We start from the raw sequence: 13,649 nt of genomic DNA on the forward strand, positions 1-13,649 counted from the left end.
AGTCCGCCGCGATGAGATCCGCCGCGACGCGGGGGCGTACGGGCGCGGCGGCCCCGGAGCCGCCGGACGTACGGCAGAGGCGTACGGGCACACCCGCCCGGGAGGCGCTGGGCGTACGGCGGGGGTCGCGGCGGGCGTCGGCGTTCCTGGCCCGGCGGTCGTTGGCCACGCACCGGCGGGCCTGGGCGGCGGTGATCGTGGCGACGGGCGCGGCCGCCGCGCTGATCGGCGCGTTCGCGTTCGTCGTCGGCTCGCTGCTGGTGGCCGCGCCGCCGGTGCAGCGGTACGCGGGCGCCGACGCGGTGGTGGCGGCGGACCAGAAAGTGTCGTACACCGCGAAGCCCTGGGGCGGCGAGCCGCAGACGGCGACGGCGTATCTGCCCGAGCGGGCCCGCCTGGACCGTTCGGTGCTGGCCGCGGTGGCCGGGGCCGACGGGGTGGCGAAGGCCGTCGCGGACGACTCCGTTCCGGTGTCCACCGGCGACGGGCGGCCCGCGGTGGGCCGCGCCTGGCCGTCCGCCGTGCTCACCCGGTACGAACTGGCCGAGGGGCGGGCCCCGCGGGACGCGACCGAGGTCGTCCTGGACGGCGGCCTGGCGGCCGACGGACCCGCCCCGGGCGAACGGATCGCGCTGCGGGCCGACGGGAGGACCCGGACGTACACCGTCAGCGGGATCGCCCGCACCGGGCACGGCGGTGATGGTCCCCCGGCCGTGTTCTTCACCGAGCCCCGGCTGACCGCCCTGGCCGGGCACCCGGGCCGGATCGACGCGATCGGTGTCATCGCGGAGCCGGGCGTCGGGCCGAAGGCGCTGCGCGAGGCGATCGGCGCGGTGCTGCCCGAGCGTTCGGGCGTCGCCGGATCCGACCGGGGCGTACGGGTGCTGACGGGTGCGGAGCGCGGGGAGGCCGAGCACGTGGACGCGCTCGGCGGGCGCGGCGACCGGTTGGCCCTGCTCGGGTCGATCGGCGGGACCGTGCTGATGGTGGCGCTCCTCGTGATCGCCTCGACGCTGTCCCAGGCGATCCACCAGCGGTCCGGGGAGCTGGCGCTGCTGCGGGCGGTGGGGGCCTCGCCCCGGCAGCTCCGGTCCGCGATCGGCCGGGAGGCGGGCCGGGTCTCCGCGGTGGCGGCGCTGCTGGGCGGCCTCGGGGCCGTACCACTGGGGCTCGCGATGCGTTCGCTGCTGACCACCGGGACGCTTCCGCTGCCGGTGCCGTGGTGGCTGCCGCCCGCCGCCGCGCTGGCCGGCGGGCTGCTGGTCGCGCTGCTCGCACGACCGGTCGCGATGCTCGCCGCCCGCTCCATCACCCGGCTGCGGCCCGCAGCCGCGCTGGGTGCGGCGACGGCGGACGAGCCGAGCGAGCCGGGACGGTTCCGTACGGTCGCGGGGGTGGTGCTGGCCTTCGCCGGGGTCAGCTCGGCGGGTGTGGCGACGACGCAGAGCGGTCAGGCCGCGGGCGCCGCCGCCTCGGGCGCGGCGCTGTCGCTGGTGATCGCGGTCGCCCTGCTGGGGCCCCGGATCGCCCGGATCGCCCTGGGCGTGCTGGGCCGTCCGCTGCGCCGGGCGGGCGGGGTCTCGGGGTTCCTGGCCGAGCGGGCGGCCTCGGCGCACACCCGGCGGCTCGCCGCCGCGTTCACCCCGATCGTGCTGGTGGTCGCGTTCGTCTGCGTGCAGCTCGCCGCGGGGCCGACGCTGGAGCGGGCCGCCGACCGGCAGGCGTCCGCCGCCCTGCGGGCGGACCTGGTGGCGACGGGAGGCGGGGCGGGCCTGCCCGCCGGAGCGGCCCGGGCGGTGCGGGAGGCGCCGGGGGTCACGGCGGCGACCGGGGTGCTGCGTTCGGCGGTCGTCCTGGCCGACCGGGAGGCGGGCGAACCGGTGCTGACCCAGCTGCCCGTGCTGGGCGTGGAGGCGCGCGGCCTGTCCGGCACGCTCGACCCCCGGGTCACGGCGGGCGACCTGGACCGGCTCACGGGGCGGGACGCGGTCGCGGTCGGGGCGGACCGGGCGAAGAGCCTGGACGTCGGCCCCGGGGACCGGGTGGCGCTGCGGCTCGGCGACGGTACGCGGGTGGAGCCCCGGGTCGTCGCGGTGTACGGACACGAGCTGGGCCTGGGCGAGTTCCTGTTCCCGCGCGAGGCGCTGGCGGGCCATGTCTCGGCCGAGCGGGACCAGGCCGTACTGATCCGGACCGAATCCGGGACCGCGTCCGGGGCGGATCCGGTGGCCGCCGTGCGGAAGGCGCTGGCTCCGTACGGCGGTGGGGTGGCGGTGCGGGCCGCCACGGCCGACGACGTCAGGATCGCTCCGCCGGTACCGGACGAGGACAACGCGATGATCGTCATCGGCGTCGGGGTGATCGGCGGCTTCGCGCTGCTGGCCGTGGTGAGCACGCTGGCCCTGATCACGATCGGCCGCCGGGGCGAGTTCCGGCTGCTGCGCATGGTCGGCACGGGCCGTCGGCAGCTGCGGCGGATGCTGGTGCTGGAGACCGGCCTGGTGACGGTCGCCGGGCTGGTGATCGGCACAGCGGTGGCCGCGGTCCCGCTCACCGCGTTCGCCGTCTCGGTGGCGGGCACGGCCCCGTACCTCCCGCCGGCGCACTACGGGGTGATCGCGGGCGCGGTGGCGCTCGCCGCGGCGGCGGGAACGCTGGTCCCGGGCGCGGCGGGCGGACGCTTCGTCCTGAGGCGCGGGGTGCGGTGAGGGGCGAGACGTGGTGAGGGGCGAGGTCAGGGTGGCAGGCAGCCCCTGGCCTCGCCCCCTCGCCATTCGGCCCACAGCCGAGGCGCGGCCGGACACCGTCCGATGACCATGGGTCCATGGAGGCCGAGGAGTCCACGGAGAGCACGGCACCCGCCGAGCGGCACGCCGGCTGGAACGAGCTGTTCTTCGACCTCGTCGTCGTCGCCGGGGCGGGACAGCTGGCCCATCTGCTGCACGACGGCCCGCACCTGGCGGATCTCGCCCTGTACGGAGTCCTCTACCTGGCCTTCTGGACCACCTGGGCCGGATTCGCCGTCTACGGGGACATCGCGGCCTCCGCCACCCGGGTCCGTACGCTGCTGATCGCGATGTTCGGCATGGCCGTGATGGCGGCCTCCGTCCACACGGTCCTGACGAGCCACGCGATCCCCTTCGTCATCGCCTACGTCGCGCTGCGCTGGCAGGCGGGCCGGGTCTGGCAGCGGGGCAGCGTCGTCGTGGACTGGCCGCTGGCCCAGTTCGGGGCGGGCGCGGCGCCCTGGCTCGTCTCGCTCTTCGTGGAGACGCCGCTGCGCTACTGGCTGTGGGCCCTGGGCATCGCGCTGGACATCGTCACCCTGCTGGTCTCCACCCGCGACCGCACCCTGCGGCGTGCCACCGAACGGGCCGCGCGCCGCCGCGACGGCCGCCCGCCGCCGGGCCCCGCGCACTCCCCCGTCGCCACGCCGCCCCGGATCGGCGAGGCCCGTATCGACGCCGCGCACATGGGCGAACGGCTCGGGCTGTACGTGATCATCGTGCTGGGCGAGGGCGTCATCCAGATCATCGACGCCGCGTCCGAGCGGGACGACTGGGACGGGCCGCTCGCGGCCACCGGGCTCGGGGCCTTCGGGCTGCTGGCCGCGATCTGCGCGCTCAGCCTGCTCTACGGCACCAACGGAATCCCCCGGCTGCGCAAGGGCGCGCTCGCGCCGAGGCTGGCGATGCTGCTGCACGCCGTGCTGACGGGCTGCCTGGTCGCGTTGGCGACCGCGCTGGGCTCGGCGGTCACGCATGTCGACGACGTCCTGCCGAAGGACCAGCACTGGCTGCTGTGCGGGGCGATGGCCGGGTACTTCGCGGCGGGGCTGGTCGCGGCGCTGCCGCTCGCGGACCGGGCCGACCGGATCTGGCTGCTGGGCCGGGCGCTGCCCTGTGCGGCCGTGGCCGTGGCGCTCGCCCCGCTCGGGGTGCGGCTGCCGGCCTGGGCCACGATCTGGATCCTGGTGGCGCTGGTCTGCTGGCAGATCCTCTACGACCCGGGCCGGGCCGGAGCGCCCGCGTCCGGGCGGCGGTCCCACACCACGTGACCCGGGCATGACCCGAGGGAGGGACGGGCGCTCAGGCGCGGGCCAGGCCCGCTTCCCGTACGGCCACCGCCTCCATCGCGTCCAGCACCGGCCGGATCAGCGGATGGCCCTCGGCCCCCTGCCGTACGGCCGCGAAGACCCGGCGGGTGGGGGCGCTGCCCTCGACCGGGCGGACGACCACCCCGGTCAGCTCCATCCCGCGCAGCGCGGACCTCGGCACCAGGGCCACTCCGGCGTCCGCCCCGGCCAGGGCGACCACGGCGTGGAAGTCGTCCGACGCGTGTTCGAGGCGCGGGGCGAACCCGGCGTACTCACAGGCCAGGACCACCACGTCATGGCAGGGGTTGCCCGGATACTGGCCGATCCACTGGTCCTTCGCCAGGTCGGCGATCGCCACCTGGGCCTGGTCCGCGAGGCGGTGGTTCACCGGGAGCACCACGTCGAACGGCTCCGAGTACAGCGGGACGCGGGTGAGGCGGCGGTCGTCCTCGGCGGGCGCGCCGCGGTATTCGACGGCCACCGCCACGTCGACCTGCCGGTCCAGCACCATCGGGACGCTCGCGTCGCCCTCCGCGTCCTGGACCTTGACCCGGATACCGGGCGCGGTGCGGGCCAGCTCGGTGAGGGCGGGGGCGAGCACGAGGCCGATGCCGGTGGCGAACGCGGCGACCGTGACCGTACCGGCGACGCCCGCGCTGTAGTCGGCGAGCTCCGCCTCGGCCCGCTCCAGCTGGGCGAGGACCAGGTTGGTGTGGCTGAGGAGGATCTCCCCGGCGGCGGTGAGCCGGGCGCCGCGCGCGCCGCGTTCGACGAGGCGGTGGCCGGTCTCCTGCTCCAGGGCGGCGAGCTGCTGGGAGACGGCGGAGGGCGTCAGATACAACGCGGCGGCGGCCGCGGTCACCGTGCGGTGGTCGGCCACCGCACGGAGGATTCGCAGCCGCCGCGCATCGATCATGTGCCCATTGTCCCAGGTGGTGGCGGAACCACCGACCCGGTCAGAGGGCTACGCCTCCGCGTCCAGAGCGGCCCGCGCGTCGATGAACGCGTCCACGGCGCGGTTCACGTCGGCGGTGGAGTGCGCGGCGGAGAGCTGGACGCGGATACGGGCCGCGCCCTGCGGGACGACGGGGTACGAGAACCCGATCACGTACACGCCGCGCTCCAGGAGCAGTTCCGCCATCCGGCCGGCCTTGCCCGCGTCGCCGATCATGACGGGGGCGATGGCGTGGTCGCCGGGCAGGATGTCGAAGCCCTCCGCGGTCATCCGGGTGCGGAACAGCTCGGTGTTGGCGGCCAGCTGCTCGCGCAGGTCGCCGGCGGACTCCAGCAGGTCGATGACCTTGAGGGAGGCGGCGGCGATGACCGGGGCGAGGGAGTTGGAGAAGAGGTACGGGCGAGAGCGCTGGCGCAGCAGGGCGACGATCTCCGCGCGGGCCGCGACGTAACCGCCGGAGGCTCCGCCGAGCGCCTTGCCGAGGGTGCCGGTGATGATGTCGACCCGGTCCATCACGCCGTGCAGTTCGGGCGTGCCGCGGCCGCCGGGGCCGACGAAGCCGACGGCGTGCGAGTCGTCGACCATGACCATGGCGTCGTAGCGGTCGGCCAGGTCGCAGATCTCCTGGAGCGGGGCGACGTAACCGTCCATGGAGAAGACGCCGTCGGTGACGATGAGGCGGCGGCGCGCCCCGGACGCCTCCTTGAGCTGCGTCTCCAGGTCGGCCATGTCGCGGTTGGCGTAGCGGTGGCGCTTGGCCTTGGAGAGCCGGATGCCGTCGATGATGGAGGCGTGGTTGAGGGCGTCGGAGATGACCGCGTCCTCCGGGCCGAGCAGCGTCTCGAAGACTCCGCCGTTGGCGTCGAAGCAGGAGGAGTAGAGGATCGTGTCCTCCTGGCCGAGGAAGGCCGAGAGCCGCTGTTCCAGCTCCTTGTGGACCTCCTGGGTGCCGCAGATGAAGCGGACCGAGGCGAGCCCGTAGCCCCAGCGGTCCAGCGCCTCGTGGGCGGCGGCGATGACCTCGGGGTGGTCGGCGAGGCCGAGGTAGTTGTTGGCGCAGAAGTTGAGGACCTCGCCGGGGCGCCCGCCGGAGGTGACGGCCACGGTCGCGGACTGCGGGGTGCCGATCACGCGCTCGGGCTTGTGCAGCCCGGCGGCGCGGATCTCGTCGAGGGTGGTGCGCAGATCGTCGCGTACGGAGTCGAACATGCGGATTCCTTAAGGATGCGGGGAGAGGTTCGAAGGTCAGACGGTCCAGTCGAGGATGACCTTGCCGCCGAGGCCGCTCGCGGCGTCGTCGAAGGCCGCCTCGAAGTCGCGGAAGCCGTACCGGCCGGTGATCACGGGGGCGAGGTCGAGGCCGCCCTCCAGCAGGACGGACATGGCGTACCAGGTCTCGAACATCTCGCGGCCGTAGATCCCCTTGATGGTGATCATCGAGGTGACGATGCGGGACCAGTCGACGGCGAACTCCTCGGCGGGCAGGCCGAGCATCGCGATCCGGCCGCCGTGCGTCATGTTCGCGACCATGTCGCGCATCGCCTCGGGCCGGCCGGACATCTCCAGGCCGATGTCGAACCCTTCGCGCAGGCCCAGCTCGCGCTGCCCGTCCGCGATGGTGCGGTCCGCGACGTTGAGGGCGAGGCTGACGCCGACCTTGCGGGCGAGGGCGAGGCGGGCCTCGCTGACGTCGGTGATGACGACGTTGCGGGCGCCGGCGTGCTTGGCGACGGCGGCGGCCATGATGCCGATCGGGCCCGCGCCGGTGATCAGGACGTCCTCGCCGACCAGCGGGAAGGAGAGCGCGGTGTGCACGGCGTTGCCGAACGGGTCGAAGATCGCCGCGATGTCGAGGTCGACGGGGACCCGGTGCACCCACACGTTGGACGCGGGCAGGACCACGTACTCGGCGAACGCGCCGTCCCGGCCGACGCCGAGGCCGACGGTGGAGCGGCAGAGGTGGCGGCGGCCGGCCAGACAGTTGCGGCACTTGCCGCAGACGAGGTGGCCCTCGCCGCTGACCAGGTCGCCGACCGCGATGTCGGCGACGTCGGAGCCGAGGGCCGCGACCTCGCCGACGAACTCGTGGCCGAGGACCAGCGGGGTGGTGACCGCCTGCTGGGCCCAGCCGTCATAGGCGCGGATGTGCAGGTCGGTGCCGCAGATACCGGTGCGCAGGACCTTGATCAGGACGTCGGTGGGGCCGTACTCCGGCTCCGGCACGTCCATCAGCCACAGTCCGGGCTCGGCCTTCTGCTTGACGAGTGCCTTCACGGCTGCGGCTCCCTGACGTCGGTACGCGAGTGGATACCCCGGGCCTCGGGGCATGTCGGAGGAACCCTGCGGCCCGGGGTGGATCTTGGGTGTCACCCACCATGGTGGGGGTTCGGCGGGACGGGACGGAGCATCTCGAAAGGCTCCACGCGCCGTCCCCGGCCGTCACGGAGAAGGCTGCCGTACGGCGGGGTCCCGGGTCCATCGAGGATTTCTTAAGCGCCGCCGCAGGAGATCTTCACACCTGGCCGTGGCTTCACGGACCGCTGCCGTTCTCCGGCCTTGGTTTCCTCGGCTACAACTCGCCGTAGGGGCCCAGGAAGCGGGGGCGGCCCCGCTCGATCCGGTAGAGGAAGATCCCGTTCTCGTACCGCACCTGGCGGGTCGAGGCGTCGAAGGCGAGGGTCCGCGCGATCCCCCGGTGTTCGGTCCGCACGAGCCGCCCGCCGATACCGCTGCGGACCTCGCCCGAGGCGCTGGTGGTTCCGGCGGCGCGGGCGATCAGGCCGATCGCGTCGTACGCCTCGGCGGCCCAGGTGGCCGGGGGTGCGCCGAAGCGCTTGCGGTGGGCGGCGGTGAACGCCTCGGCCGACGGGAGGGCGGCCGGGTCGGCGTACGCCTCGGCGAAGACCCAGCCCTCGGCGGCCTCGCCCGCCCCGTCGAGGAAGGCGGGCCCGAGGGCGGGTCCGGCGGCGACCCGGGTGCCGGTGAAGCCCTCGGCGGCCAGTGCGGTGGCCAGGCGGGCGGCCCGGGACGCGTCGCCGCTCCCGAGCACCACGGCGTCCGCCTTGCCGGTGACGGCCTTACGGGCGACCGCACCGAACCCCGCGTTCCCTCGGGCGAGAGGGTGTTCGAGGAGGGTGACGCCGGTGAGGGCGGCCTCGCGGAACGTGGACCCGACCTCCCCGGCGAGCCCGGGATCGGCGGCGTCCTCGACGAGCAGGATGCGGGCAGCGGGGCGGGTGCGGGTCAGGTAGCTGATGAGGCCGGTCGGGAGCGTCCGGTCGAGGGGGCGGGTCACGCAGAGGTGGAGGCCGGTGCCGGACTCGACGGTGCTGGAGCCCGCCGCGACGACGACGGTGGCCAGCCGCGCCGCGCCGTACCGCTGGACGAGGTCCTCGCGCAACAACTGCCCGGTGGGGCCGAGGACGGCGATGACCGAGTCGTCCGCCGCCAGCCGCCCGGCCACCCGGAGCGCCTCCGCCGGGTCCCCCGCGTCGTCCTCGGTACGCAGGGCGAGCCGGAACGCCTTGTCCGTACGGGAGTTGTGGTCGGCGACGGCGAGCTGCGCGCCACGCTGGTGGGCCAGCCCGGTGGCCCGGCCGGGTCCGCCGAGGTCGGCGTGGAGCCCGATCCTGTACGTGGCCGGCTCCCCGGATCCCGTCGAGGAGCCGCCCGCCCCCTCGCCGCGCCCCCGCAGGGCGAACCAGGTGGCGGTGGAACCACCGGCGAGGAGAACGGCGCCGGCCGCCCCGGCGGTCAGCAGCCTCCGCCGGGTGGGACCGCGCCCCTGCTCGGTGGCGCCGTCCCCGGCCGGGGCGAACGTGCCGGGCAACGGATCGGGGTCCGGCAGCGCGAGGGCGGCGGCGGACCGCTCGGCGATCAGGGCGGAGAGCCCGGCGGGCATCTGCCAGGGGGTGGGGGCGGCGGCCGTACGAGGGGGCTCACCCGGGTCCGACGGCCTCCGCCGGGCCGGGTCAGGGGACTCACCCGGGGCCGAGGCGGGGTCCGAGACCGGGGCCAGGTCCGAGGTGGGTTCCGGGGCTGAGCCCGGGGCCGAGGCGGGTTCCGAGACCAGGTCCGAGACCCGGGCCAAGGCGGATTCCGAGACCAGGTCCGAGACCCGGGCCGAGGCGGGTTCCGAGCCCAGGGCCAAGGCGGGTTCCGAGACCGGGGCCGGGTCCGAGCCCGGGGCCGAGGCAGGTTCCGAGCCCGGGGCCGAGACCGGGGCCGAAGCGGCGCGGAGGGACTCGCGCGGGTCCGGCGGCCCCGGCCGGGCCGGGTCCGGCATCGCCCGCCCGGCCGGGTCCGGGGCCGCCTCCCCGCCCTCCGCCAGCGCCTCGCGGACCCGGCTCGCCGTCGGCCGGGCGGTCGGGTCCTTCGCGAGGCAGGCGGTGATCAGGGGCGCCAGGCCGGGCGGAACGCCCGTCAGGTCCGGCTCCTCGTGGATCGTGCGGAACAGGGCGCCCGCCCCGCCGCCCTCGCCGAACGGCCGCCGCCCGGTCGCCGCGTACACGAGCACGCAGCCGAGCGAGAACACGTCGCACGGCGGCCCCAGCAGCGCGGCCGACGCCTGTTCGGGGGCCAGGTAGCCGGGCGTCCCGATCACCGCGCCGGCGGTGGTCAGCGCGGTGGCGCCCTCGTGGCGGGCGATCCCGAAGTCGATGAGGCGGGGGCCGTCGAGGGCGAGGAGCACGTTGCCCGGTTTGACGTCGCGGTGGACCAGCCCGGCCTCGTGGACCGCGACGAGGGCCGCGGCGAGCCGGCTGCCGAGCGCCCGGACGGTGGCCGAGGGCAGCGCGCCGCCCGCTCCGACCACCTCGGCCAGCGAGGGCCCGGGGACGAACGCGGTCGCCAGCCAGGGCTCGTAGGCCTCGGTGTCCGCGCCGAGCACCGGGACCACCCACGGGCCGGTGATCCGGGCGGCCGCCTCCGCCTCGCGCCGGAAGCGGGCCCGGAAGCCGGGGTCGGCGGCATGCTCGGCCCGGATCACCTTGACGGCGGCGAGCGTCCCGCCCGCCGAGCGCGCCAGGTAGACCACGCCCATGCCGCCCGCGCCGAGCCGGACGAGGGTGCGGTACGGGCCGACGGTGCGCGGGTCCTCGGAGGTGAGGGGCCGCACGTCAGCTCTTCGGCTTCGGGGCCGGGCTGAGGTAGCGGTGACGGCCGTCCTCCACCCGGTACAGGTGGGCGTCCTGGCCGACGAGTTGCTGACGCTCCTCGTCGAACGCGTACGTGCGGGAGATCCCCTCGTACCGGGCGACGGCGAGCGCGGCGGTGAGCGTGGACCGGGTGGGCCCGCCGTCGCCGGAGGGCGTGGCACTCGCCGTCGCCCCCTCGGTACCGGCGGTCGCTCCCTTCGTGCCGGCCATCGCCGCCTTGGAGGCGGCGTCGGCGAGGGCGGCCAGTTCGCGGGCGACGAGCCCCGCCACGTCGTACGCCTCGGCCGACCAGGCGGCGGGCGCGGCGCCGAATCGCTTGCGGTGGGCGGCGGCGAACGTGGCGGCGGCCGGGGCGCTCGCGTCGATGAACGGTGCGACGAACTCCCAGCCGTCGGCCGCCGCCCCCGCCAGCTTCAGGAACTCCGGCCCCATGACGGTGTGCTGGGCCATGCGCGGTCCGGCGAAGGACAGGTCCGCCAGGATGCGGGCGACGCGGGAGGCGCCGGTCGCGTCACCGGCGTAGAAGAGCGCGTCGCTCCGGTTGGACAGGAGGTCGGTGACGACCGGGTCGAAGACGCGCGTCCCGGCGGGCACCACCCGGGGGTGGGTGGTGCCGGTCGTGAGGTCGGGCGTCATCATGTTGGCCGCGTAGCCCGCCTGGTAGGCCGCCTGCCCGCCGGACCGGTCGACCAGGATCCCCAGCCGCTCGACGTCGGGGCGGAGCAGGAGGCGGTTGACGATGGGGATGGAGAGCGAGGCGTAGGAGGGGGCGGCCTGGAAGAAGGAGCCGTTGGCCCGTTTCGGGAAGGCTATCTGGAGGGCCGACACCGTCAGGACCGGCAGCGCCGCCTCGTCGTACGCGGACAGTGCCGCCCCGGCCGCCTCGTCGCTCGTGGGGCCGATGACCGCGATGACCTCCGGGTCGCGGGCGAACTCCTCGGCGACCTGGGCGGAGCGATCGGCGGCGCCCTGGTCGTCGAGGACCTTCACGGCGAGCCGGAAGGGCCGGCTGTCGAGGGAGTTGAAGCGGTCGACGGCGAGCCGGACACCGCGTTCCTGGGCCCGTCCGGCGGCGCTCAGGGGCCCGGTGAGGTCGGCGTGCACGCCGATGATCCAGCGGCGTCCGCCGGGCGCCCCGTCCCCGCCGCCACCGTCGGAGCCGCCGCCGGTGAGACGTACGGCGGCGAAGGCGCCCGCGCCGAGGGCCACCGCGCCGCCCGCCGCGAACAGCAGGAACCGCCGTCGGCCGAGGGCGGGTTCCGGCGGGCCGGGCTCCTCGGTGACGGTGGCGTCGATGTCGGGCAGGGCCAGCGGGGCGGCGGACCGGTCCGCGATGATCCGGACGACGTCCTCGGGCAGCCAGTCGGGAGTCGCCCCGGCCGGTACGTCCTCGGCGATCAGGGTGTCCAGGTCGGCGGCGGCCGGACGTTCGGCGGGGTCCTTGGCGAGGCACCGCTCCAGCAGCGCGCGCGGCCCGGGGTCGTCGATGCCGTCGAGGTCGGGTGCGTCGTGGACGGTGCGGTAGAGGACGGCGTCGACCGCGCCGCTGCCGAAGGGCGGCCGGCCGGTGGCCGCGTACGCGAGGAGGCAGCCGAGCGAGAAGACGTCCCCGGCGGGCCCCGCGGTGTGCCCGGACGCCTGCTCGGGCGGGAGGAAGCCGGGGGTGCCGACGATCAGCCCGGTGGCGGTCAGGGCGGTGGCGTCGGCGGCCCGGGCGATCCCGAAGTCGATCAGCCGGGGGCCGCCGGCCGTCAGCAGGACGTTGCCCGGTTTGACGTCGCGGTGGACGAGCCCGGCGGCGTGCACGGCGGCCAGGGCGCGGGCGAGCAGCCGGCCGAGGACGGTGACGCTGCGCACGGGCAGCGGTCCGCGCCGGACGACGACGTCGGACAGCGTCGGCCCGGGCACGAACTCCGTGGCGAGCCAAGGGCGTTCGGCCTCGGTGTCGGCGCCGGTGACGGACACGGCCCAGGGGCTGTCGACCCGGCGGGCGGCCTCGGCCTCGCGGCGGAAGCGGGTCCGGAAGTCCTCGTCCCCGGCGTGCTCGGGCAGGATCACCTTGATCGCGGCGAGCGCTCCGGCGTCGGTACGCCCGAGGTAGACGACGCCCATGCCGCCCGCACCGAGGCGGCCGAGGAGCCGGTGGCCGCCGATCCGGGCGGGGTCGGTGGGTCGCAGGTCATCCATCGCCCGGCCTCAGCTCTGCTTCTCGACGGCGGATTCCAGCCGGACCAGCATGGTGGCCTGCGCCTGCACCACCAGGTCGTCGATCTCCCGCTCGGTGCGCCCCTTCGCCCCCTTGCCGGTCACGGCGACGGTGAACTGCAGCGTCTGCGCCTGCTGCCAGGCGTAGTGGTGCGGCCCGCCGAGCTCCGAACTCTGGTACTGACCACGCTCGTTGAGGGCGTCCTCGGAGTTGGTCTGGTTGGCCTCGCCGCCGAACAGCGCCGCGGCGACCATGGAGCCGATCAGTTCACCCTCGCGCAACTGCTGGGTGGGGCAGCGCATGGTCTCCTCGATCGACTCCGCCATCTCCCAGGCCGCGTCCTCGCGGGTGCGGTGCACGGTGACGACGGCGGCGAGGCGCACCGGCCCCTTGCCCTTCTCCGCGGGCACCTCGAACGACCGGGTGCGGGTGGCCAGGACGCTGAAGGCGGGCTTCTGCTGCTGCCAGACGCAGTCCTTGCCGAGTACGGGCCAGGAGGCCGGGTCGCTCTCGTACGGGCTCCGCTTCACCACTCCGGGGCCGAAGCTGTCGGGGTCGGCGATGACGCGGTCGATGAAGTCGCGTGCGGCGGCCTTGGTCGTGGGAAGCCGGGCGGGGTCGGGTTCGAGCGGGTCCGTCGCCTCGGGAGCCGGCCCGGCCCCGGCACCACCGCCGGAGTCCGCACCCGCACTCGCACTCGCACTCGCACTCGCACTCGCACTCGCACTCGCACTCGCAGAAGCGTCGCGCTTCTCCACTTTCCCGGGGTCGTCCGCCGTGCCGGAACAGCCGGCGAGCAGCATGGTCGTCAGGGTCAGAGCCAGGCTCAGGGGCAGCGCGAACCGGACCCCTCTTAACGGCACGTGACAGGTCACAGCGTTTCCCCGTTCCTCCTCGACGCCGTGTCGATCATAAGTTCGCCCGGCGCGGTCGGCGGGGGCTGCCGGGGGACTGTTACCGCGTCGGGACCTGGACGGCACCGCCGCGGGGCCGCCCGGCCGAGGCCGTCAGGCCGTCTCCGCGAGGAACGCGCTGATGTGTTCGACGAGGGCGTCCGGCCGGTCCTGAGGCAGGAGCGTGTGGCTGTCCCCACAGCGAGCCGTCCATGGCCACGCCGTGCAGGAGCACCACCGCGGGCCCGTCACCGCCGGTGTCCCGGTACTCGATCACGCCCGCGGAAAGCCTCACGTCGCCCATGCGGTCAACATGGTCCGGCCGACCTCGGGCCGGGGCCTG

8 protein-coding genes and 1 pseudogene are annotated in these 13,649 nt (G+C 75.5%); 2 read left to right on the plus strand and 7 right to left on the minus strand.

Going from position 1 to position 13,649, the window contains the following annotated elements:
- Window positions 1-11: 11 nt before the first annotated feature.
- Window positions 12-2,708 (plus strand): ABC transporter permease, encoded by a 2,697-nt coding sequence (locus G3I54_RS26920; RefSeq protein ID WP_239144586.1) that lies wholly within the window; start codon window positions 12-14, stop codon window positions 2,706-2,708.
- 116 nt (window positions 2,709-2,824) lie between these two features.
- Complete coding sequence (locus G3I54_RS26925) at window positions 2,825-4,057, plus strand: low temperature requirement protein A (RefSeq protein ID WP_164617995.1); 1,233 nt, start codon at window positions 2,825-2,827, stop codon at window positions 4,055-4,057.
- A gap of 31 nt (window positions 4,058-4,088) precedes the next feature.
- On the opposite strand, the gene G3I54_RS26930 is transcribed toward G3I54_RS26925, so the two are convergent.
- From G3I54_RS26930 to G3I54_RS39750, 7 genes and pseudogenes are all read right to left on the minus strand, one after another.
- Window positions 4,089-5,012, minus strand: a complete 924-nt coding sequence (locus G3I54_RS26930) for a LysR family transcriptional regulator (RefSeq protein ID WP_164617997.1) — start codon at window positions 5,010-5,012, stop codon at window positions 4,089-4,091.
- A 48-nt stretch (window positions 5,013-5,060) separates the two neighbouring features.
- Entirely contained in the window at window positions 5,061-6,260 is a 1,200-nt protein-coding gene (locus G3I54_RS26935) for a glycine C-acetyltransferase (RefSeq protein ID WP_164617999.1), read from the minus strand.
- Between the two features lie 36 nt (window positions 6,261-6,296).
- Entirely contained in the window at window positions 6,297-7,325 is a 1,029-nt protein-coding gene (gene tdh, locus G3I54_RS26940) for an L-threonine 3-dehydrogenase (RefSeq protein ID WP_164618001.1), read from the minus strand.
- Between the two features lie 295 nt (window positions 7,326-7,620).
- Complete coding sequence (locus G3I54_RS40035; protein WP_164618003.1) at window positions 7,621-10,167, minus strand: ABC transporter substrate-binding protein; 2,547 nt, start codon at window positions 10,165-10,167, stop codon at window positions 7,621-7,623.
- 1 nt (window position 10,168) lies between these two features.
- The gene (locus tag G3I54_RS26950; protein WP_164618005.1) at window positions 10,169-12,394 is read right to left on the minus strand and encodes a bifunctional serine/threonine-protein kinase/ABC transporter substrate-binding protein; all 2,226 of its coding nucleotides are present in this window, start codon (window positions 12,392-12,394) and stop codon (window positions 10,169-10,171) included.
- 9 nt (window positions 12,395-12,403) lie between these two features.
- On the minus strand, window positions 12,404-13,216 hold the full coding sequence (locus G3I54_RS26955; protein WP_203687234.1) for a hypothetical protein: 813 nt from the start codon (window positions 13,214-13,216) through the stop codon (window positions 12,404-12,406).
- A gap of 280 nt (window positions 13,217-13,496) precedes the next feature.
- Window positions 13,497-13,610 (minus strand): annotated as a pseudogene (locus G3I54_RS39750) (alpha/beta hydrolase); the annotation flags it as partial.
- Window positions 13,611-13,649: the final 39 nt, after the last annotated feature.

This window comes from Streptomyces sp. SID14515 (assembly GCF_010548505.1).
Taxonomy (GTDB): domain Bacteria; phylum Actinomycetota; class Actinomycetes; order Streptomycetales; family Streptomycetaceae; genus Streptomyces; species Streptomyces caviscabies.

Excerpts from the sequence above, each read along its gene's own strand:
- G3I54_RS26920 (WP_239144586.1), top strand. The coding sequence starts at position 12 with ATGAGATCCGCCGCGACGCGGGGGCGTACGGGCGCGGCGGCCCCGGAG.
- G3I54_RS26925 (WP_164617995.1), top strand. The coding sequence starts at position 2,825 with ATGGAGGCCGAGGAGTCCACGGAGAGCACGGCACCCGCCGAGCGGCAC.
- G3I54_RS26930 (WP_164617997.1), bottom strand. The coding sequence starts at position 5,012 with ATGATCGATGCGCGGCGGCTGCGAATCCTCCGTGCGGTGGCCGACCAC.
- G3I54_RS26935 (WP_164617999.1), bottom strand. The coding sequence starts at position 6,260 with ATGTTCGACTCCGTACGCGACGATCTGCGCACCACCCTCGACGAGATC.
- G3I54_RS26950 (WP_164618005.1), bottom strand. The coding sequence starts at position 12,394 with ATGGATGACCTGCGACCCACCGACCCCGCCCGGATCGGCGGCCACCGG.
- G3I54_RS26955 (WP_203687234.1), bottom strand. The coding sequence starts at position 13,216 with ATGCTGCTCGCCGGCTGTTCCGGCACGGCGGACGACCCCGGGAAAGTG.